This is a genomic window from Acinetobacter sp. V89_4 (assembly GCF_029967875.1).
In the GTDB taxonomy this organism is placed as follows: Bacteria; Pseudomonadota; Gammaproteobacteria; order Pseudomonadales; family Moraxellaceae; genus Acinetobacter; species Acinetobacter oleivorans.
This window is the reverse complement of sequence record NZ_JASCAI010000020.1, coordinates 205,811-227,297: the sequence shown is the minus strand read 5'-3', so window position 1 is coordinate 227,297 and position 21,487 is coordinate 205,811. Positions and strand designations below refer to the sequence as shown.

21 protein-coding genes are annotated in these 21,487 nt (G+C 37.1%); 8 read left to right on the top strand and 13 right to left on the bottom strand.

Annotation, left to right across the window (positions count from 1 at the left end; genetic code table 11):
• The 4 genes from dnaX to amvA form a co-directional block, all read right to left on the bottom strand.
• The coding region (dnaX, locus tag QLG01_RS08600) for a DNA polymerase III subunit gamma/tau (protein WP_282496245.1) at nt 1-1,281 on the bottom strand (1,281 nt) is incomplete at its 3' end.
• A 123-nt stretch (nt 1,282-1,404) separates the two neighbouring features.
• Nucleotides 1,405-2,037, bottom strand: a complete 633-nt coding sequence (gene cpaB / locus QLG01_RS08595; RefSeq protein ID WP_151768344.1) for a metalloprotease secretion chaperone CpaB — start codon at nt 2,035-2,037, stop codon at nt 1,405-1,407.
• Nucleotides 2,038-2,059: 22 nt separating this feature from the next.
• Nucleotides 2,060-3,841 carry a metalloendopeptidase CpaA gene (gene cpaA / locus QLG01_RS08590; RefSeq protein ID WP_282496244.1) on the bottom strand — a complete coding sequence of 594 codons (1,782 nt, stop codon included), beginning with the start codon at nt 3,839-3,841 and terminating at the stop codon, nt 2,060-2,062.
• A 257-nt stretch (nt 3,842-4,098) separates the two neighbouring features.
• A complete protein-coding gene (gene amvA, locus QLG01_RS08585) occupies nt 4,099-5,577 on the bottom strand; it encodes a multidrug efflux MFS transporter AmvA (protein WP_151685115.1) in 1,479 nt (492 codons plus the stop codon).
• 125 nt (nt 5,578-5,702) lie between these two features.
• On the opposite strand from amvA, the gene QLG01_RS08580 reads away from it, so the two are divergent.
• Nucleotides 5,703-6,281, top strand: coding sequence for a TetR family transcriptional regulator (locus QLG01_RS08580; protein ID WP_060466583.1), 579 nt, complete (start codon nt 5,703-5,705; stop codon nt 6,279-6,281).
• A 47-nt stretch (nt 6,282-6,328) separates the two neighbouring features.
• Here QLG01_RS08580 and QLG01_RS08575 read toward each other — a convergent pair whose 3' ends face one another.
• The 3 genes from QLG01_RS08575 to QLG01_RS08565 all read right to left on the bottom strand — a co-directional run bounded on the left by QLG01_RS08575 (nt 6,329) and on the right by QLG01_RS08565 (nt 9,983).
• Entirely contained in the window at nt 6,329-7,591 is a 1,263-nt protein-coding gene (locus tag QLG01_RS08575) for a serine hydrolase domain-containing protein (RefSeq protein WP_192836941.1), read from the bottom strand.
• A gap of 71 nt (nt 7,592-7,662) precedes the next feature.
• Entirely contained in the window at nt 7,663-8,517 is an 855-nt protein-coding gene (locus QLG01_RS08570) for a MaoC/PaaZ C-terminal domain-containing protein (RefSeq protein ID WP_005306450.1), read from the bottom strand.
• 74 nt (nt 8,518-8,591) lie between these two features.
• The gene (locus tag QLG01_RS08565; protein ID WP_019458676.1) at nt 8,592-9,983 is read right to left on the bottom strand and encodes a 3-oxoacyl-ACP reductase; all 1,392 of its coding nucleotides are present in this window, start codon (nt 9,981-9,983) and stop codon (nt 8,592-8,594) included.
• A gap of 235 nt (nt 9,984-10,218) precedes the next feature.
• On the opposite strand from QLG01_RS08565, the gene QLG01_RS08560 reads away from it, so the two are divergent.
• The gene (locus QLG01_RS08560; protein WP_013197427.1) at nt 10,219-11,790 is read left to right on the top strand and encodes an acetyl-CoA C-acetyltransferase; all 1,572 of its coding nucleotides are present in this window, start codon (nt 10,219-10,221) and stop codon (nt 11,788-11,790) included.
• Nucleotides 11,791-11,854: 64 nt separating this feature from the next.
• On the opposite strand, the gene aceI is transcribed toward QLG01_RS08560, so the two are convergent.
• Nucleotides 11,855-12,289 carry a chlorhexidine efflux PACE transporter AceI gene (gene aceI / locus QLG01_RS08555; RefSeq protein ID WP_005073799.1) on the bottom strand — a complete coding sequence of 145 codons (435 nt, stop codon included), beginning with the start codon at nt 12,287-12,289 and terminating at the stop codon, nt 11,855-11,857.
• Nucleotides 12,290-12,379: 90 nt separating this feature from the next.
• On the opposite strand from aceI, the gene QLG01_RS08550 reads away from it, so the two are divergent.
• The 3 genes from QLG01_RS08550 (at nt 12,380) to leuE (ending at nt 15,118) form a co-directional block, all read left to right on the top strand.
• Nucleotides 12,380-13,273, top strand: coding sequence for a LysR family transcriptional regulator (locus QLG01_RS08550; RefSeq protein ID WP_151768350.1), 894 nt, complete (start codon nt 12,380-12,382; stop codon nt 13,271-13,273).
• 131 nt (nt 13,274-13,404) lie between these two features.
• Nucleotides 13,405-14,394: a transaldolase gene (tal, locus tag QLG01_RS08545; RefSeq protein ID WP_060466578.1), complete on the top strand. Its 990-nt coding sequence runs from the start codon at nt 13,405-13,407 to the stop codon at nt 14,392-14,394.
• 73 nt (nt 14,395-14,467) lie between these two features.
• Nucleotides 14,468-15,118: a leucine efflux protein LeuE gene (gene leuE / locus QLG01_RS08540; protein ID WP_282496243.1), complete on the top strand. Its 651-nt coding sequence runs from the start codon at nt 14,468-14,470 to the stop codon at nt 15,116-15,118.
• A gap of 51 nt (nt 15,119-15,169) precedes the next feature.
• Here the strand turns inward: leuE and QLG01_RS08535 are convergent, their stop codons facing one another.
• Nucleotides 15,170-15,643: an Lrp/AsnC family transcriptional regulator gene (locus tag QLG01_RS08535; protein WP_282496242.1), complete on the bottom strand. Its 474-nt coding sequence runs from the start codon at nt 15,641-15,643 to the stop codon at nt 15,170-15,172.
• A gap of 186 nt (nt 15,644-15,829) precedes the next feature.
• Between QLG01_RS08535 and QLG01_RS08530 the strand changes: the two genes are divergently transcribed.
• Entirely contained in the window at nt 15,830-17,005 is a 1,176-nt protein-coding gene (locus tag QLG01_RS08530) for a benzoate/H(+) symporter BenE family transporter (RefSeq protein ID WP_282496241.1), read from the top strand.
• A 56-nt stretch (nt 17,006-17,061) separates the two neighbouring features.
• Here QLG01_RS08530 and QLG01_RS08525 read toward each other — a convergent pair whose 3' ends face one another.
• From QLG01_RS08525 to QLG01_RS08515, 3 genes are all read right to left on the bottom strand, one after another.
• Nucleotides 17,062-17,505 (bottom strand): RDD family protein, encoded by a 444-nt coding sequence (locus tag QLG01_RS08525; protein ID WP_013197421.1) that lies wholly within the window; start codon nt 17,503-17,505, stop codon nt 17,062-17,064.
• A 263-nt stretch (nt 17,506-17,768) separates the two neighbouring features.
• Nucleotides 17,769-17,942: a hypothetical protein gene (locus QLG01_RS08520; RefSeq protein ID WP_005306470.1), complete on the bottom strand. Its 174-nt coding sequence runs from the start codon at nt 17,940-17,942 to the stop codon at nt 17,769-17,771.
• Between the two features lie 176 nt (nt 17,943-18,118).
• A complete protein-coding gene (locus QLG01_RS08515) occupies nt 18,119-18,346 on the bottom strand; it encodes a hypothetical protein (protein ID WP_004791683.1) in 228 nt (75 codons plus the stop codon).
• Nucleotides 18,347-18,636: 290 nt separating this feature from the next.
• Here QLG01_RS08515 and QLG01_RS08510 point away from each other — a divergent pair, with 290 nt between their 5' ends.
• Nucleotides 18,637-19,080 (top strand): universal stress protein, encoded by a 444-nt coding sequence (locus QLG01_RS08510; RefSeq protein WP_005306472.1) that lies wholly within the window; start codon nt 18,637-18,639, stop codon nt 19,078-19,080.
• A 260-nt stretch (nt 19,081-19,340) separates the two neighbouring features.
• Nucleotides 19,341-20,927, top strand: coding sequence for an ATP-binding cassette domain-containing protein (locus QLG01_RS08505; RefSeq protein ID WP_282496240.1), 1,587 nt, complete (start codon nt 19,341-19,343; stop codon nt 20,925-20,927).
• Between the two features lie 65 nt (nt 20,928-20,992).
• Here QLG01_RS08505 and QLG01_RS08500 read toward each other — a convergent pair whose 3' ends face one another.
• The gene (locus QLG01_RS08500) at nt 20,993-21,421 is read right to left on the bottom strand and encodes a DNA breaking-rejoining protein (RefSeq protein WP_151768752.1); all 429 of its coding nucleotides are present in this window, start codon (nt 21,419-21,421) and stop codon (nt 20,993-20,995) included.
• Nucleotides 21,422-21,487: the final 66 nt, after the last annotated feature.

Sequence of the window (21,487 nt, the reverse complement as noted above, 5' to 3'; positions counted from 1 at the left end):
AGGTTCAGGTTCAGGTTCAGGTTCAGGTTCAGGTTCAGGTTCAGGTTCAGGTTCAACCATAGCGGGTTGACTAATAACTTCAACAGGCTGAACAGCACTTACAGGAGCAATATCTTGAACTTGTTGCTGTACTTGGTGATTCACCACTGCTTGTCCATTTTGTTGAACAGGCTCTGCTACTAAAATTTCATTTGGCGCTAAAGGACGGAATGCCAATAAGCGTAAAACGCACATTTCAAAACCTTGCTCTTGCGTCACGGCAAGTTGCAAGTCTGAACGACCTTTACATGCGATTTGGTAATAAAGCTGCAAATCTTGAGCAGAAATCAGCTTAGACAACTGCATGATTTTGCGATTGATTTCATCGCTATATTTCAAACTCAAATCAGGTAGATATTGCAAAATTGCCAATTCATGCAATGTCGAAATCAACTGATCAAGCACAAGTGAAACATCTAGCGCTTGATGTCTAAATTGCAATAAAAGCTGGCTTACTTTCTCACGTTGGTTCTGATGAATCGCTAAAATCAAATCATAAATAATCGTACGGTCAATCAAGCCAAGCATTTCTTTAACATCTTGATGATGTACAGAACCTTGACCATAAGCAATCGCTTGGTCAGTTAAAGATAAAGCATCACGTAATGAACCTTGAGCAGATTCAGCAATTTGCCAAATTGCATCTTGATCAGCATTAATTTGCTCTTTTTCAAGAATAGCACCAAGGTGCTTGGTAATTTCATCGACAGCCAAAGGTCGTAGAGTAAATTGCAAACAACGTGAAATAACCGTAATCGGTAACTTTTGTGGGTCAGTCGTAGCAAACAGAAATTTAACGTGTTCTGGTGGTTCTTCTAGTGTTTTTAATAACGCATTAAAAGAATGCGTCGATAGCATATGTACTTCGTCAATCAGGTAAACTTTAAAACGACCTTGCGTTGGCGCATAAGGAACGTTGTCTAAAAGTTCACGTGTATCTTCTACTTTTGTTCTTGAAGCAGCATCGATTTCAATCAGGTCAATGAAACGGCCTTCATTTACCGCTTTACACGTTGCACAGACTTCACATGGTGTAGAAGTCACACCCGTTTCGCAGTTCAAACACTTGGCTAAAATACGTGCAATTGTAGTTTTACCTACACCACGCGTTCCTGTAAATAAATAAGCATGGTGCAGACGACCGCGTTCCAATGCACTACTTAATGCACGAGAAACATGGTTTTGCCCCACTAACTCATTGAAATTACGTGGACGGTATTTTCTAGCAAGTACTTGATACATGTATGCTCCTTTTTACAGGCATAAGCATACTTTGTTTTTAAAAGAGTGTGAACGCATAAAGCTCATATCCGTACAGATAAACTGCGAACTGACTTCTTTTCTCTACCAGAACCATTTATTTGTCTAAGGATGATCATGATGTAGCTCTTGATCAGTTACACCTTCATCCATGGTTTGGACCAGCCCAACACCATCCTTAATTTCAGCCGAATAATTTCCTTTCTCAGTAAAAATCTGCATGATCGTATAATGGTCTTTTTGACTTTGAGTAATGGTAAAGAAATTCTGATTTGGATCGCCCTGATCAAATTTTCCAGTCCACCGAACAATATCTTGGTCAACAGGTTCGATCTCTACAATTTTCCCTGTGCGATTAATGCCATATTCCAACATTTGAAACTTAACAGTGTCACCCACTTTTTTAAGTTCAATCACATTTGGATCATATTTAATGATCATACCTTTAGCATTTTTAAGTAGCGGAAAATTAACATTAGAAGGAAGCTGATCTTTTTCTATTTCATTAAAAACAATCTGTTGCTGAGACAACTTTTCCTTTTCTGATGGACTCAAATTCAGCATATTTTGACGAGCAAATTCATTCTGACGATCTGCCACTTTTGGCCCAGACTCTTGTCGACTTTCTAAAGGCGACGTTAAAGCAGAAGAGCTTTGCTGTGAAAAAGCAAACCAGATTAAAACTGCTAACGCCACACAAGCGATAGCAGTTCCTATTAACAATTTATTTTTCTTCATTATTTACAGCTAAAAATAGAGATTAGTTATATAGAGAAATTTTCTGTGCGTTCAGGTTAATGACGCTGACAGCATCAATTTTTCCTTCTTCCCCTAAACGTACACCATATTTAGGGTTGTATAGGTATGGACTCGAATAAAAATTAATATTATTGCCACCCATTGCGGTGCTTCCTAACGGATGAGCAAAGCCTGAGCCAATATTGGTTGAACCATTATGGTACAGACCAAGATTGTGCCCGACTTCATGGCGCATAGCGGCAAAAGAACAACCTGCAATATCATTTGCACCAATCATATTATATGCAGAAGCATTGATCCAAGCCCAACCACAGCCACCGTCACCAGGTTCATTACCTTGATAATAAACACCGTCTGCCAATACACGTTTTCGCTCATTTTGTACCGTCGTGTCATCTCGTCCAGTCGAAATTGCGTCTTTTAAAGTAGTAGCAGGGATTTTATAAGTTAAATAGCCCACATCTCTTAAGTAAAAACGTGCATTCGAATTTTCAGCAGTTAAATTTGTTAAATTTACGCCTTCAATCATTCTAAGTTTTGCAGCGCTCTCACCTAAAATTGTATTTACTTCTGGACTAGAAACTAACAACATATCAATTGTATAACTATCTACTGTCCAACCTTGAGCGGTGTAAATAAAACGGCGATTTTCACCATTTTTAATTGCAGTAGATAAGCCATTAGCGGCATTAATATAGGTGTCTGCCGACGCATTCGACACAATAACCACCTTATCCCCGACTTGAGCTTTAGCGGGTAGCTGCAAGGTTGGCTGCCAATTTGATGTAGACAGTTTCACCTTTAAAGTGGGCTGAGTCATATTCGGTAAAGTTGTAGGGATTGTTGCCGATGAATCAATCACCTTTGTTGGTGAAGAGATCAGCTGCCAATATCCTTTGTCGCTTACATACATAAACTCATATTGATCGCCTGTTTTAAGCGTTAAAGTCGCTTGGCTATTAATATTGGTGTTATTAATTTTTGCAGACCAAGTCGCTGTAGACTTGATAATAATTCTATCTCGATCACTTGCAGTGGTAGGCAAAGTGAAATTGGAAACCCAATTTCCATCTCCAAATGCAATTTCGGTAAGTGGACTACTTACCGCGGCTAAAGATGTTCCGATTTGCTGAACATTTAGCTTCTGAGGTTTTATATATTCTGGCACCCATTTTCCTAAAGCAGAATAATATTTAAACCAATATTCAGATCCATTTTTTAATGTAAAACTGCTCGGGAAAAGTAAATTTGTTTTATCAATATCCGAATTTGCACTTGCTGTAGAAGCAACTTGTACGGTTGTTCCGTCACGTACGTCACTTGGTAAAGCAATGGTTTGTGCCCATTTGTCATTTTGAATGAGTACTTTTTGCATTGATGCGGTTGTTAAAGGTACAACCTCATAGTTAGTACCATTGGTAGGACTAACCGTCGCTAACTGAGCAATCCATTTATTTTGACTGCTATTAAAGATGAATTGATAAACATCTCCGCTATTTATCTTCAACACTTCTAACGGAATATTCGTATTAGAAGTATCTAAATAACTACTATAGGCGGCACTAGAACGAATTGTAATTTTGTCCGAATTATTAGCACTTGCCGGTAAAGAGAGATTTTTGACCCAATTCCCATTTGCTAAAGAAAATTCTAAATCTGAATAACCAGATGGTATTGATCCACTATTATTATTCTGATTTGGTGAAAGTACAGTTGCGGCATACACAAGTGAAGACGCAACAATTGCTCCAATAATAAGTGATGTTTTTAATTTAAAATTCACAGCGGCCTCTTTTATTTGTTTTTAGATTTTCGAATAGCAGGTTAACAAACCATTTTTTCACAGTCAATTTTCGATCAATCAATTTTTCATTAAATTTCAATTACATGAATATTTAATCATTTTGAAATAAAAACATGAAATTTATTAAAGAATGGGTTGTTTATGAGAATTAAATAACTAAATTTATTATAAAGAAAATATTAAAAAAGACATTTGAGGGTAAAAAGAAAGATAAATCTCTCTTTTTACCCTTTATTTTAGTTTACTTTCTTTGGAAAGCTAAACCAGACAAATACAGTTAAAAGGAAGAAACAAATGGCGGAGATTGTAAGCACCCAACTATGCGCATAGCTAAAAGCTTGCTGAGCAACTGCAATTAATTGCCCTCCCAAAGGGCTTTCAAGGTTAGAAGCTAATTGCATGGTTTCGCCAATCGATATACTCGCTTTTTCAATTAAGTTCGACGGAAGCTCTGCTGGTAAAATAATTGAGCGACTATAAAACCAAGACAACATTAACCCGAAAATAGCGACACCTAAACCAGCACCAAGCTCATAGGCCATACCTTCAATCGCACCTGCTGCACTTGCCTTTTGAGGTGGGACGGATGACATAATGGCAGCAGTTGAAGCCAATAAGGCAATTTCAATGCTAAAGCCTAAAAAGACCATACACGTCCACGCTAAAAAGTGATCGGTCGAAAAGTTAAGCTGGGCAAGCCCCCATAGACTAAATCCACTTATTAAAATACCAACAGTAGATACAAGTCTTAGTCCCCATTTATTTAAACAGATTCCAGCTAATGGACCACCTAAACTAATCGCGATCATGAATGGAATAATAAACATGGCTGCCTGTAAGGGAGAAAACCCATGCACAAACTGCAACTCTTGAGACAAAAGTAATTCGAACCCAACCAAAGCAATCATGGAAACCACCGCCATAACAATGCTGGTAGAAATGACTGGATGTTTAAATAACTCCAAATCAATCATTGGCGTGGTCGTTCTTTTTTGGCTTCGAATGAAGTGGATTAAAGTACTTATACCAACCACAAACATCACGACTGTAAGTACCGAGAAGTTGTACATCGCCGATTTGATTGAATAGATCAGGCTTAAAATTGCCACGACTAAAATTAAAGCTTGCCCTAAATTAATTGGCTGATCCGTTTTCTCTTGTTGTTTAGGAATGATCATCGCAATCATGACCAGAACCACTAAAATAATTGGGATATTGATGAGGAATACTGCTCCCCAATGGAAATGTTCCAGTACAAATCCACCAACCAATGGACCAAAAGCTGCTCCGCCGCCACCCACTGTAGACCAAAGACCAAGTGCAAAATTTCTCTGCTTTTCTTCGGTAAAAGCATTACGAATGCCTGATAAAGTGGCAGGAATAAGCATCGCTGCCCCTAGACCTAAAACAGCACGGGAAGCAATTAACGCGTAAGCTGTTGGAGAAAAAGCCGCAGCTAAGGAACCGACTCCAAAAATTGCAGTTCCAATAAATAATAATTTTTTAAAGCCAATACGATCACCAAGTGCACCCATCGGCAAAATCAAACCTGCCATAATCAGTGAATAAATATCAATGACCCATAAAAGCTGATTGGCAGTTAAATTCAATGCTGCACTTAAAGATGGTGTAGCAACATGCATCACCGTTGCATCAATCGTAACTGGTAAATATATAAGGACGATAATTGTCAGGATTAACCATTTTTTTTGCATAACGCTCTTCAATATCCAAAACTTGGACATGTGTTCAAATCATGGTTATTATATACACAATTGGACACTTGTCCAACTTTTAGTTTTAATGTAATTTGTGTCGAATTCAGTCAGGTGAAAGAAACATGGCCTATCTTAATCGCGATCAACGCAGAGAAATGATTCTGCAAGCAGCCATGCAAGTTGCTTTGGCTGAAGGTTTTACAGCCATGACGGTACGCCGAATCGCAACAGAAGCACAAACATCAACCGGACAAGTTCACCACCACTTTTCTTCGGCATCTCATTTAAAAGCTGAAGCTTTTTTAAAGCTTATGGAACAACTTGATGAAATTGAACAAACCCTAAAAACCACTAGCCAATTTCAAAGACTATTCATCTTATTAGGCGCAGAAAACATAGATAAACTTCAGCCCTACTTACGATTATGGAATGAAGCAGAACTCTTAATTGAACAAGATGTTGAAATACGAAAGGCTTATAACCTTGCTATGCAGAATTGGCATCAAACAATTGTGCAGGCCATTGAATCTGGTAAAAAAGAAGGTGAATTTAAAAATATATCTAATTCAACAGACATAGCTTGGCGACTCATTGCTTTTGTGTGCGGATTAGAAGGGATTTATCAACTTGGTTTACACGGTTTAGTTGAAGAAGACTTCAAGCGCCATACCGAAGCAATTATTCGCCTAGAATTATTATAAATATAGAAGCTGGCATTAATTAGAATACCAGCTTTAAAACACTAAAATTAGAACCAGCCTTTACGGCCTTTTAAAATTTGGTCAGTGCAACGTAAGGCTTCTTGAGTCAGCCCCCACAAACGGTAATCACCCGTGATCGAACCAATTTGAAAGTTATGAGTATAGGCAAAACTCAGGTCGCGCTCAGGATCGCACCACGCCCCTGAACCATTGTAACCAATATGTCCAAAGCCATTTTTAGCGCGTTTACCCATGGTAATAATGCGGTGATAGCCTAAACGCCAATTCATCGGAATTGGCATGACACGATCACGTGCATAACTTTGAATGGTACTGAGCTCTTTAAATACTTCTGGGCGAATAAGTTGCTGTCCATCCCATTCACCCTGATTTGCCAGCATCGCATAAATTTTAGCAAGACTATTTGCAGTAAATGTGCCGTTCGCCGCCGGAATGACTGCTTGCAATCCTTCATCACTAAAGAAACTAAAATGCTTCATTCCTTTTGGAATCATGGCATCCTGAAAATCTTGCGGGTCTTGCCCCGTCCACGTAATCATTTTTTCAGAAAGTGAACTCTTGCGTACTTGAGGCTTTTTAGGTTTTTCAGCCTGAGTAGTAGATGCTGGTTTTTCTGGTTTTGGTTGAATAATTAAACGTGCTACACGTTCCAGCTCACTTGCAGGCGTACCAAAATAAGCACCGTCTAACTGCAAAGGTTCAACAAGATATTTTTGCATGAGTTGATCTAAAGATTGACCAGTTGCTTTTTCAAGCACGCCACCGACAAGCCAACCAAATGTTAAGGCTTGATAAGCATTACCCTGTCCTGCAAGAAATCTTGGCTTGGTGGCTGCCATCACATCTAACATATGTGACCAGTCGAGCATTTCCCTCGCACTTTCGATGATATTTCGAATATCAAACATACCACTTTGATGGCTCAGCACATGGCGTAAAGTCATTTGCTCTTTACCATTTTGAGCAAACTCAGGCCAATAGGTCGCAATCGGTTTATCGTATTCTAAAAAACCTTCACTGACTAAAATATGCGCCAAGGTTGCAAGTACACCTTTACCTGTAGAGTAGCAAACTGCCAAAGTATCGGGTTGCCAAGCTTCACTTTGTGACTTTAGACCGGTGTAAATATCTACAACTTTCTGGCCTCTAAAATAAACCGCTAATGCAGCTCCACCTTGTCCTGTTCTAGCATCTTGAAGACGGCTAAATTGGTGGGCTAAATCAATAAAACGTTCATCTAAAATACCGTGATAGTTATGGGTATCGGCCAGTAAAATTTCTTTAATCACATGAAGTTCCTTGCATTTTTTGTTATTTTGCTCAAAAGCAGCCCAAACATCTGTTCAGGCTGCTGATATTTTTATAATGCTTTTACAGTTCCTGCAACATGCGGTTTTTGAGATTTGGCATTACGAATCAAGAAATCAGTTTTTTTATCTGCATTGGCAGTTAAAAACTCAACTTTTGATGGTAAAAACATTGGTAGTTTAAACCACACATCTGCTTCATAAGCATTTGGTAATTCAAGATTCGCTAATGCTTTAGCCTTGCTCCACATACCATGCGCAATGGCTTGTTTAAAGCCAAATGCTTTTGCTGTAATAGCATGAATATGAATTAAGTTAAAATCTCCAGACACTTTCGCATAACGGCGGCCTGTGTTTTCTAAAATATCCCACTCTGCCTTTGGAACATAAGCTGGCGCTTGTTCTTCTTTGGCTTTCTCACCGACTCTTTTCTCGACTTTTTGGCGAGATAAATAAGTCGTTAAGCCTTCCATCACCACTTCATTGCCAACTTTTGCCGTGGTAATAAAGTCAAACTGAACACCTTTATCATGCGGTTTTAATTCCCCAAATTTGCATGACAAGGTTAGTTTTTCAGTCACACCAATTGGTCTGGTTTGTTTAATCTGGTTACGGATATGAACTAAACCTAAAATCGGAAATGGAAAGGCTTCTGCTGTCATCATGTGCATTTGCAAACTTTGAGAAAGCACAGCCAAATAAATTGCCGGTACAAAGCCATTATTTTGAAAGCCACATACTTCGTTATAAGCTTTAAGATGACTCTGATCAATTTCTAGAGTATCTACCACATATTCAACTTGCGGTAAGATTTTTGGACCTTTCGGCTTTTTAAAAATTAAACCTTGTACCACTTTTGGGTAAGCTAATGCCGCTTTTGGTAGCTGGCTAAAATGACGAGTATTCATACCTAACCTTTTATAATTTATAGATTCTTGAACAAAAAAGGGATGCACAAGCACCCCTTTTTAGCTAAAAGTGCTTAAGCGCCCAACAAGCTTTGACCACACACACGTACAACGTTGCCGTTTACTCCTGTAGAAGCAGTTGATGCAAACCATGCAATCGTTTCTGCTACATCAACAGGTAAACCACCTTGTTGCATTGAGTTCATACGGCGACCAGCTTCACGAATTGCAAATGGAATCGCAGCAGTCATTTGAGTTTCGATGAAGCCCGGTGCTACTGCGTTAATGGTAATACCATTTTTTAAGATAGGTGCAGTAAATTTAACTAAACCAATTACACCAGCTTTAGATGCAGCATAGTTTGTTTGACCAAGGTTACCAGCAATACCACTAATTGATGATACACAAACAATGCGGCCATTTGCATTTAGACCATCGTTTTCTAACAAGTAGTCATTTACACGTTCAGCAGCAGACAAGTTAATGTTAATAACCAAGTCCCAAAGCTCTGGCTTCATGTTTGCCAAAGTTTTGTCACGAGTAATACCTGCGTTATGAACGATAATATCTAAACCGCCTTGTTTTGCCGCAGCAGTTTTAATTTTTTCGCCCGCATCAGCAGCAGTAATGTCAATTGCCAATGTAGAACCGCCAATGTCAGCAGCTACACGGTCAAGGTCAGCTTGTTGTTGTGGTACATCTAAACAAATAACATGAGCACCATCACGTGCTAACACATGTGCAATTGCCTCACCAATACCACGGCTCGCACCAGTTACTAATGCAGTTTTACCAGCAAGCGGTTTTGCCCAATCAACATCAACCACATCTGCTTTAGATACACGAATCACTTGACCAGACACATAAGCTGAACGTGGAGAAAGCAAGAAACGTAAAGTTGATTCAAGGTTTGCAGCAGCGCCTTCGTCTACATAGACAACTTGAGCAGTAATACCCTTTTTAAATTCTTTACCTACAGATTTGATAAAGCCTTCAAGTGCACGCTGAGCGATCGCTTGTTTTACAGTTTTTGCAGTTTCAGGAGTTGTACCAATGACAATAACACGACCAGAAGTCGCAACTTGACGTGCAATCGGGTTAAAGAATTTATAAAGTTCATTTAACTGTTCTGAGTTTTGAATACCAGAAGCATCAAATACTACTGCTTTGAATTTTGATTCTTTGTCGCCTGCATTAAATGGGCGTAAATTTAAACCAACTTTTGCAGCTTCTTGCTGTAATGCAACATTATTGCCTACATAGCTGTCAGCATGAATATTGCTAAGTACTTGTGCAATCGCACCAGATAATACACTTGACGGCGCTGCGCCAACCAATACTGCACCATTCACTACTGGCTGAGCACTTTCAAAACGCTCTAATGCAACTGGCGATGGTAAACCCAGATTTTTAACAACGAATTTACCAATAGGAGATTGTGTAAATGCTTGGTATTGATCAGTCATGATTATTATCTCTCAAAGAAATGAATTTTCTACGACAGGCTTCATTATGTTATGAGATGAATAGCAACAATATGAAATCAGTCGTTCATTAGAGTTACTTCAAATCATACTTGAGTTCATCTTTGGATGTCTTGACCTGAATGCTATCTACAATGTCATTCTAGTCAATACAGGTCTATTTGAATTGTGTTAATGTAGCTTATAAGAATATCGTTAATATGCTTGGAAAAGCCTTATGAGCAAGACAACTCAAGAAAATCCAGCAGTCGAGAATTCTGCTGAGGAAAAAGTGTCAAATACATCAAAGCCGGCTTCTAACACGGCTAAGCGTAACAGCACAACTCCTAAAGCAGCAACTAATACTCCAAAAACGACACGTACTCGTTCAACGACTGCACCTGCACGTAGCCCTCGTAATAAGAGCGCTGCTACAGCAACCCCATCTACATCTTCTAATAATGTAGTTGCAGCACCAAAAGCAACAAAAACCAAAACTTCTGTTCAACAGGATAAAACCATGAGCCAAAACACTGTTCGCCGCGTTGCAATTATTGGTGGCAACCGTATTCCATTTGCACGTTCAAATACTGCTTATTTTAAAGCGTCTAATTCTGACATGCTGACAGCAGCATTGAATGGTTTGGTTGAGCGCTTTAACTTACAAGGTAAGCGTATTGGTGAAGTCGTTGCGGGTGCTGTTTTAAAACATAGCCGTGACTTCAACATGACTCGTGAAGTTGTATTGAGCACAGATCTTGCTCCTGAAACTCCTGCTTATGACATTCAAATTGCTTGTGGTACAGGTTTACAAGCAGCTTTTGTTGTTGCAAACAAAATTGCACTTGGTCAAATCGATGTAGGTATTGCAGGTGGTGTAGACACAACTTCTGACGCACCGATTGCTGTAGGTGATGGTTTACGTAAAGTTTTACTTGAGCTCAATGTTGCTAAGACTGGTAAAGACCGTCTCAAAGCTTTAACAAAAATTGATTTTAAAAAGCTACTTGATGCTCCAAGCAATGGTGAACCACGTACTGGCCTTTCAATGGGCGAGCACCAAGCAATTACTGCTTTAGAATGGGGTATTACTCGCGAAGCGCAAGACGAATTAGCTGCAAGCAGCCATCAAAAACTTGCTGCTGCTTATGAACGTGGTTTCTTTGATGACTTAATCACTCCATTCTTAGGTCTTAACCGTGACAACAACTTACGTGCAGACAGCACAGTTGAAAAACTTGCTAAATTGAAGCCAGTTTTCGGTAAAGGCGAAACTGCAACAATGACAGCGGGTAACTCAACTCCGTTAACTGACGGTGCTTCTGTTGTATTGCTTGCTTCTGAAGAATGGGCAAAAGAAAACGGTCATGAAGTTTTAGCTTACCTTTCTTTCTCTGAAACAGCTGCTGTTGACTTTATTGGTAAAAATGGTCCTAAAGAAGGCCTATTGATGGCTCCTGCTTATGCAGTACCTCGTATGCTTAAGCGTGCAAACCTTAAGCTTCAAGATTTCGATTTCTACGAAATCCATGAAGCATTTGCATCTCAAGTGTTGTCTACGTTGAAAGCTTGGGAAGATGAAAAATTCTGTAAAGAACGTCTTGGTTTAGATGCACCTTTAGGTTCAATTGACCGTTCTAAACTGAACGTAAATGGTTCATCTTTAGGTGCAGGTCATCCATTTGCTGCAACTGGTGGTCGTATCTTGGCAACTGCTGCTAAATTGATTAATCAAAAAGGTTCAGGCCGCGCATTAATCTCGATCTGTACAGCAGGTGGTGAAGGTGTTGTAGCAATCGTAGAGAAATAATTCTACGGTTCACCTTTAAAAAAAGCACCCTGATGGGTGCTTTTTTAGTTTAACAACTTAATTTTTAATGAAGTGATGCTGCTTTAGCATCTGGGAAAAACTTATCTTCGATATGGTCATAACACCACTGGAAAATAAAGGTATAAACCAAAATACATAAGGTTAAACCAATATCTAAAATAAGTGCATCAATGACACTCATCTGAAGCATATATGCAATCATCGGTACTGTTGCAATCAACAAACCACCTTCAAAACCAATCGCATGTAAAATCCGTACAGGGATCGTTCTCTCCCAATTATATTTATGCTCTACTTTTTCGAAATAGTGGTTAAAAATCATATTCCAGAAAACTGAAACAACTGCCATAAACACACCGAGTGTTCCGGTTACGTCCATTGGCATATCAAAAATAAAACTTAATGCAATCGCAATGATGACCAATAAAATTCCTTCATAACTGATTGCATGAATGAGCCTTCTCTTGGAAATCAACATTTTTAAATACTCAATAATAACTTGGATAATGTGCATTTTATTTTTATAATATTGATTAATCCAATCAGATTCTTTCAGTTTTTTTGACAGATGAATATTAATCAAGAACAACTACTCATGTTTCAGGCCGTGATTGAAACCGGCTCTTTTTCAGCAGCAGCACGTAAACTTGGAAAAGTTCCTTCGGCTGTAAGCATGTCTATTGCCAACTTAGAAATTGATCTGAACTTGACTTTATTTGACCGTAAAGGCCGTGAACCCGTCCCTACTGACGAAGCACGGGTGTTATACGAAAAGACATCTCAGCTTTTAATTGAGATGAATCAATGGAAACAGCATGCTCACGCGCTAAGTACAGGGTTAGAGGCCAATTTAACTCTTGTGATTGTCTCTGAACTTTTACACACCAATTGGACCGACTATATTTGTCTTTTAGAAAGTCGTTTTCCAGACTTACAAATTAATATTGTGTCTGCCCCTCAAGAAGATGCACTTCAAATGTTATTAGATGGATCTGCCCAACTTGCACTCATGTTTGAACGCGAACACCTAGATAACAGAGAACAATTTGTAGAACTTAAACGTGAGGCTCTAATTCCGGTTATTTCAAATAGCCATCCCCTCGCAAGTCAAAATCAGGTTTCTTATGAACAAATCCTTACTACACGACAAATTGTAGTTGCAAGCCGAGATGAGACTTTAAAACCTGAATTGCTATTTTCGAAACATTATTGGCGTACAGACAACCACCACTCTGCTTGTTTAATGATTTTACGCAATCTAGGTTGGGGTGTTCTTCCTCAAGAAATGTTTAAAGAAAACCCCGAACTAAAAAACAAGCTTAAAGTATTGGATTTATTAGATTTCACTCCAAGATTTGAATATTACGTCGACTTAGTGTGGAGCCGTGAAAGTGAACTCGGTGCGGCTGCTAGATTTCTAATTGAATATATCCGTAAGCAACGAATGCAACAGGCACCTTAAAATTATTTCAATTGAGATGCAGAACCTAAACGTTTTTCTTTGAAATATAACAATTGATATATCGACAGCATGAATAGACTTTGTGCTATAAAAGAAAGCATAAGATTTATTACTGAAGATGTTGAATATCAATGACTCATACAGCACTTGACCAATTAAAAACATTAACGACCGTTGTTGCCGATAGTAGTGACCTTGATGCAATTCGTAAATTTCGTCCATTAGACGCGACGACAAATCCTTCATTGATTACGGCAGCAGCAGAACAACCTGAAAGTAAAGAGCTGATTGAAGATGCTTATTATCAAGCCAAAGAAGAAGGCTATAGTAACGATGAGTTAATCGAAAGAACCATTGATATTTTGACTGTAAAATTTGGCGTAGAAATTTTAAAACTCATTGAAGGCCGTGTTTCTACAGAAGTTGATGCTGCACTTTCATATGACACTGAAGCCACCATTCAAAAAGCACATGAATTATGTGAACTTTACAAAGGTTATGGTATTGATCAGTCACGTATTCTAATTAAAATTGCGTCAACTTGGGAAGGTATTCAAGCTGCTAAAGTACTCGAAGCTGAAGGAATTGCTTGTAACCTCACTCTCCTTTTCGGTTTACATCAAGCTCAGGCATGTGCAGATGCAAAAGTTACTTTAATTTCTCCGTTTGTAGGCCGTATTTTAGACTGGTACAAAAAAGCCGAAGGTGTAGATGCTTACCCAATCGAAAAAGACCCGGGTGTGGTTTCAGTTAAAAAAATCTACACTTACTACAAACAGCAAAATATTCCAACTCAAGTGATGGGTGCGAGCTTCCGTAGCATTGATCAAGTGCTTGGACTTGCAGGATGTGATTTGCTAACGATCTCTCCTGGTCTACTTACTCAGCTTGAGCAAGATACACGTACAGTTGATGCAGCTCTTGATGCGACTAAATCAAAGCAAGCAGAGGCTATTGTTAGACCAGCTCAAAATGAACAAAGTTTTAAAGATGAACTTAATCATGACTTAATGGCATTCCAACTTTTACAAGGTGGTGTTGATGGCTTTATTAAAGCCCGTGACCAATTAAGTTTTTTATTACGTCAATCTTTCGGAATTGATGCGGAAATTAAACCTTAAAAAACTGCACTTTTCATACAAAATTACCGATTTTTGTTATCATGGCAAAAATCGGTTTTTTATTGGGTTTCTCGTGTTCGGCATAACAGATCTAACAACATATATTATTGGTACATTCCTAATTGTGTTATTGCCAGGGCCCAACTCTCTATATGTGATGTCAATTGCTTCACGTTACGGCATTAAAACTGGATATATGGGCGCATTAGGTATTTTTACTGGCGATCTCATTTTAATGCTGTGTACCGTACTAGGGGCTGCATCTCTACTTAAAGCATTTCCATGGGTATTTGTTATTCTTAAATTAACAGGTGCCCTTTACCTATCTTATTTAGGCTTTAAACTCTTACAAGGTAGTATTCAACGCTGGAAACAACGTAATCAACCACAACCTGAAATGGCTGATTTACCCGCTTTAGATAAAGTTCATCCTTATAAAACAGCACTCAGTATTAGTTTACTTAACCCTAAAGCGATTTTATTTTTCCTATCTTTCTTTGTTCAATTTGTTGAACCCGACTATGCCTACCCCGCTCTAAGCTTTTTAATTTTAGCGGTTATTTTGCAGGTGATTAGTTTTAGCTATTTAACGGCATTAATCTTCTCTGGAATCAAACTTTCAGCATTTTTTAAACAAAGCCATAAAATTGCAGCTAGTAGTATTTTTTTAGTCGGAATTCTATTCTTCGGATTTGGTCTAAAACTAGCAACCTCAACAATCTAATCATCTTTACCTATCGGTTTTTGCACTATAAAGTTAAAACATGATGAGCTGTTAAAATGCCAGCATTCCATCTGTTTTAACTTCATTGAGCACAAAAAATGTTCTAACTTGTCTTACTCCAGTTAAGGCAATAATCTTTTCACTATGGAATCGGTTAAACGCAGCTAAATCTTTAACACGAATTTTTAGAAAATAATCGACTTCTCCCGCCACCAAATAACACTCTAAAACATTTTCCAAATCACCTGATGCTTGTTCAAATGCCTGAAAGCTGTCTGGGGTTGAGCGGTCTAAAACCACACCAACGAGTACCACCGTATCACGCTGCACCATGCTTGGATTGATCCTAGCGCGTACATCTAAAATTGCCCCAATCTTAAAAAGACGCTGAGTATGATTCCAACAAGATGACGTACTTATGCCTACAAGCTTAGCCAATTCAGCATTACTTAAGCGTCCATTTTCTTGTAATGCACGCATAATTTTCAATTCGAGTGGTGATAAATTCTCAGCCTGCTCTTCCATAAAACAATATTCCAAATTTAGTGTTATTTATGAAAGGAATAATATCATTATTCAATATTTTAAAAATATTATTTCCATTTTAGGCTAAAAATAGAAAGCACCTTCTTTAAAAAAATTGTTAGATTTAGCGAGCTGAAAACAAAGGCAGAAACATATTAATTTTTCAGGGATTTAGAACATTTAGCTATGCAAAAGATTCTTCAAGATTTTTCTATTCCAGCCGTATTCGCGGGTTTCATTACCTTTCTTATTGGTATTAGTGTTTCGGCTATTTTAGTCATTCAGGCTGCCCAAGCTTTAGGTGCTTCACCTGAACAAATCACCTCATGGTTTTGGGCTTTAGGTTTGGGTCTTGGTTTATCAGGACTTATTCTTTCGTGGAAATTTAAATACCCTGTAGCAACTGCATGGTCAACCGCTGGTCTCGCTTTAATTATTGCAACTGGCGGTGGATATAGCATAAATGAAGCAATTGGTGCTTTTTTAGTGGTTGGTGTACTGACAGCGATTTTAGGTTTTTCTGGAATTTTTCAAAAAGCACTTTCATATATTCCACAAAGCTTAACCAGTGCCATGCTTGCAGGCGTTTTACTTAAATTTGGTATTTCACTTTTCGCAAGTTTGCAAAATGATTGGGCATTCGTTTTATCTTTACTCGTCATTTATATCATTACAAAAAGATTATGGCCGCGTTATAGCATCGTGTTCACAGCACTTGCTGGTGTTGTGCTCTGCCCTGTGTTTTTAGACTTTCATATGCCTACGCTTCACTGGTCTTTGGCTAAACCTGTTTGGATTAGTCCTGTCTTTAGCTGGTCGGCTCTTTTAGGCTTAGCCTTACCTCTTTTTGTGATTAGTATGGCTTCGCAGTATTTACCCGGTATTGCCATGATCAAAAGTTATGGTTACAAACCGCATGTTAACCAACTCATTGGCTGGACAGGTTTAACCCAAGTTTTGCTTGCACCTTTTGGTTGCTATAGCGTTAATATTGCTGCGATTAGTGCAGCTGTATGCCTTGACGATCAAGTTCATCCTGACCCAAGTAAACGCTATATTGCTGGCATAAGCTCTGGTTTTTTCTATGCATTGATGGGACTATTTGCAGCAACACTGACAAGCTTGCTCATGTCTTTTCCCCATATCTTTATTGTAGCTTTAGCTGGTATCGCATTACTTGGAACCATTAGCCATAACATTGCGCTTGCCTTTGGTCCTGTTGAAGACCGTGAAGCTGCATTATTTACCTTCTTATGCAGTGCTTCGGGCATTCAATTTTTTGGTATTGGCTCAGCCTTTTGGGGACTTATTGTCGGTCTTATTGTGTTTTTAGTACTTAAATTTAAGGTCAAAAAAAGTTAATAAAAAAGCGTTCATAGCGCCTTTTTCAATGCTATGAACGCTTTTTAGTCTTATTTTTATAGTTCTCTTACTACCACTGATTTTGCCATTTTGTCATGCCAACCTTGTTTTTTAGCATCAAATGCAACCCAAAAAAGACCAATACCAAACACTAAAATTGACGGAATATAGCCAACATATCGAATGATACTCTGCGTGACTGTTAGCTTATTACCTGTTTTTTCATCTAAAACTTTTAATCGCATCAATCGTTTACCTGGCGTTCCTGCAAAATACAACCAACATAAAATTGAATACAATAAAGGAAATACATAGTTCACGATCAAATCGAACCAATAATTTTGTGGCTTAGCACTTAAACCTGTAGCAAAGACTAAGTCGTAATCCCCCTGATAAAAAATCCATGCTGCAGGAATAACAGCCAAAAAAAGAATAAGAGTATCAATGATCATTGCACCAAATCTTAACCAGAACCCTGCATACTCATACTTATAAGTCATGCTTACCTCGCTTTGTTATTGTTTAATAGCTAAAAACGCTTTTACAATTTTACTTTTATCCTAAATGAAACTTTTTTATTTTTAAATACTTAAATAAATTTAAAATATTCTACTTTTATATTTTATTGTAATAATTCTAATCTAAAAAACGTTATTGCATCACTATTCATCATAAAAACTCATATTTTTAGAACTGAACTTTTTCATTTCAGTTCTATTGGGAAAATTTTTACAGGAAATTAAAATACAAACTCATATTATATTTATTTCCAAAATAAAATATCTAATTTAAACTCTTTCTTTAATAATAATGCTGCAAATAATAGAGCTAATCCAATAACAATTAAAAAAACACTTAAACTGATTACTCCATAAACAATAGCTACACTGCCTAATATAGCTAAAACATAAAATATAATTACACTGAATGTCGGCATTTCAATTTATTCCACTACTTAAAATAAAAGCAATTTATTCTATCGAGTTTATAAACGATTGCTGTTTTCAAATGTTGGCTACACTATTAATTTGTATCATCATACAATAATCATGTTATTAAACTTATTTAGTGTTACTTTGGTTTAATAACAAGTGATGTAGTTCACATAATTTTTTATTTAATTTCAAAATAATGTTTTTCAGTGACGAGTTTAATTTTTAGATTTTTATATAAGCGTTCTTTTGAGTCTTCAAGTGAAGGGACAACTTTTTCTGCAAATTTATCTTCGGTCATCAGTCTGGCATAAGTTTTATAGCCAATAACTAACTTTTCGGGTTCTTTACCTGTTTGACGGAACTCTTCAATAAGTTTATTAACTTTCTTTGCTGTTAAATCAGCCATCTTCCTCACTCTCCCCTTAATTCATTATTTTGTTATACGTTTTCTATATGACAGAAATATGAACAGTAATTTTTTGTAATTTTCATGTAAATATTATCAATTATTTAGCAATACCACCTAAACACCATCTCAACCAATAGAAAAATAAACACAAACCCATGATTTAAAATAAATTTATTTAATTTTTCTTTCCTATGGCCGAATAGATGTTTACCGTGAATGAAATATGTTAATCTTTAATTAATAAATGCTTCATACATATAACAACTGTAAATAAGAGGAATAACATTATGAATTACCAACATATTATTGTACCAGTCGATGGTTCGGAAATTTCGTTAGCGGCAGCAAGACAAGCAGCTCATATTGCAAAAGCTTTTGGGAGCAAATTGACCGCTATTAGCTTAGTTGCGGTAGATCCTTTTAGCGGTGTAGATTTTTATTACATCTCACCTGTTGTAAAAGATTATTTTGTTGAAGCAAGAGCAAATGCAGAAAAAACACTCGCAACTGTAAAAGCTTTATGTGCCGAAGAAGGTATTGATGCCGAAACTCAAATCATCCAAGGTGAAATTTCTTCAGACGGTATTTTGAAAGCTGTAGAAGACTTAGGTTCTGATTTGATTGTGATTGGTTCCCATGGTCGCAAAGGCTTCCAAAAACTTATTTTGGGTAGTTTTGCTCAAGATGTTTTAAACAGTACCAAAATTCAGGTATTGGTTGTAAAAGAATAAACTTTTTTAGATGCAAAAAACCCAATCCAACGATTGGGTTTTTTAATAAAATAAATTGCATAAATTTTACACTAATCAAAAATCCAGCTAGAATAGTTTCTTATTCTTCCAATTTCGTGAGTCACGCCAATGAAGTAAGTCTTTTTTCTCATCAATTTTTCTTTTTTTGATGTGCAAAATAGACTATTTTTTTGTGATTTAACGTCTCTGCTTAAAACTACTTTTCCTATTTTGTACATCCTGTATTTATGAGGTTTTTTATGACTCAGCAGGCATGTGTAATATCACAACTCTCTTTAGAATTTTCATCTAAAGTCATGTTTCAACAACTAAATTTTAACCTTGAATCGCATCAAGTATCTGCTTTAATTGGCCGTAATGGTCAAGGCAAATCTTTGCTTATGCAAATGTTAAATCAGACACTTAAATCAGATTCAATTCTGGCGTCTGGGCAAATATCTTGGCATGTAAAGCATGCATATTTACCTCAGTTGCATCGTTTATCAGCCCAGACCATTGCCGAAGCATTAGATATCCTAGATATTTATCAAGCTTTTAAAAGAGTTGAACAAGGTCTTGCCAACTTTGATGATTATGATTTGTTAGAAGGTAAATGGGACTTACCCACCTTATGGAATAATTTATTGGAGTCTGCGGGTTTACCAACAGATTTAGACTTTCGAGTGAAAAATCTAAGCGAAGGTCAAAAAACTAAATTGGCATTAAGCTGTTTATTTCTAAAATCAGATCATTACTTGCTACTTGATGAACCTAGTAATCATCTAGATCAGGAATCTAGAAAATGGTTAATTGATCATTTGAGGAAACACCCAGCAGGTGCTCTTATCATTAGTCATGATCGTAGTTTACTGAATGAAGTAGATCATATTTATCACTTGAATGAACATGGTTTACATCACACAACGGGAAACTATGAAAAGTTTTATGACCAATATCAAACTCATGTTGCAGCTTTGGAGCAATCTGTTCAGCAAGGCCAACGCGACGTTAAAAACATGAGGCAAAAGCAGCATGAAGTATTAATGAAAGCTCAAAAACGTGAACGTGCTGGAAATAAATTACGCGAATCAAATTCTCAAGCCAAAATTTTGCTCGATTTTAAGAAAGAACAAGCAGGCCAAAGTATTGCTGCCATACAGTCTCAGCACCAACGACAAATTTCGAACAGTCAAAATGATTTAATAGACAAAAAAATGCGTCTTGAAACAGTCAAGCCACAACAGTTTGTCTTCCCTACTTTTCATAAGAAATCTGGAGAAATCCTTCGCATAAAAAAACTTAAACTGAAATATGGAACGCAAAAACCCATAGATTTAGCGGTTCAGGCAACCGAAAAAATTCACATAACGGGTCAAAATGGTATTGGCAAATCGACACTACTTAAAGCAATTCATGCTCAAAACAAACAGCCATGTGACAGCATTCACTTATTTGTAGAGTGCTTTTATCTGGACCAGAACTTTAGCTTTTTATGTGATGAAATGACGGTGATTGAAAATCTAACCCACATGAATAGTGAGCTTTCAGAACTAGAATGGCGAAATCTATTAGGTCAACTTCGAATTCGAGGTGATAAAGGTACACAACTTTTATCTCAGCTCAGTGGTGGTGAAAAACTCAAAGTAGCCTTATTAGCGCTTAGCCAAATACATCCTCCCCCTGAACTCTTGTTATTAGATGAACCAGAAAATCATTTAGATATTGAATCTAGAGAACTATTAGCTACCGCTATTCAAAGCTATGAAGGCGCTGTATTGCTCATTTCACATGATCAAACTTTTGTTGAAAGTTGTGCTATTCATGAGTCTTTTTCTTTAACCGATTAATCTTTATTGATATCTTTTTCAAATTTACTAGTTCTCTTTTGAGAGCTAGTAAATTTTAGCAATCATTACTTTTTTACTTTATTTAATATTTCAATATCTAAACTATATTTCACAGTTTTATTTTTACGAGCACTATTTCGCATTTGGTAAACCTGAACAATATAATCACCATCAACTGGTAAAGTAAGTTCTCCTTTAGATCCTATAGTTGAACCAATTAATAATGCCTTATCCTTACCTGGCTTTTTACCTGGGGCAAAAATATTAACATAGGCTAAATTACCAAGACTATTAATATTGAATTTCAATATTTGTCCATTCTTTGCATAAAGTCTATATCTCACATCATCATAACCCTGAAATTTCCCAGTTAATGTGGTATGAGTAGAACCTTGTAAAAAATTAACTTTTTGCTCAACATTTTTAGCTAAAGCTGTGAATGATGCAGTTGAAATTAGAGTAGATAATAATAAAGTTTTAATGATTTTTTTCAATTTTCCATCCTCAAAAAATATTTTTAATTTATTATATTAAAAATATTTTTTATAAAATTTTACTTT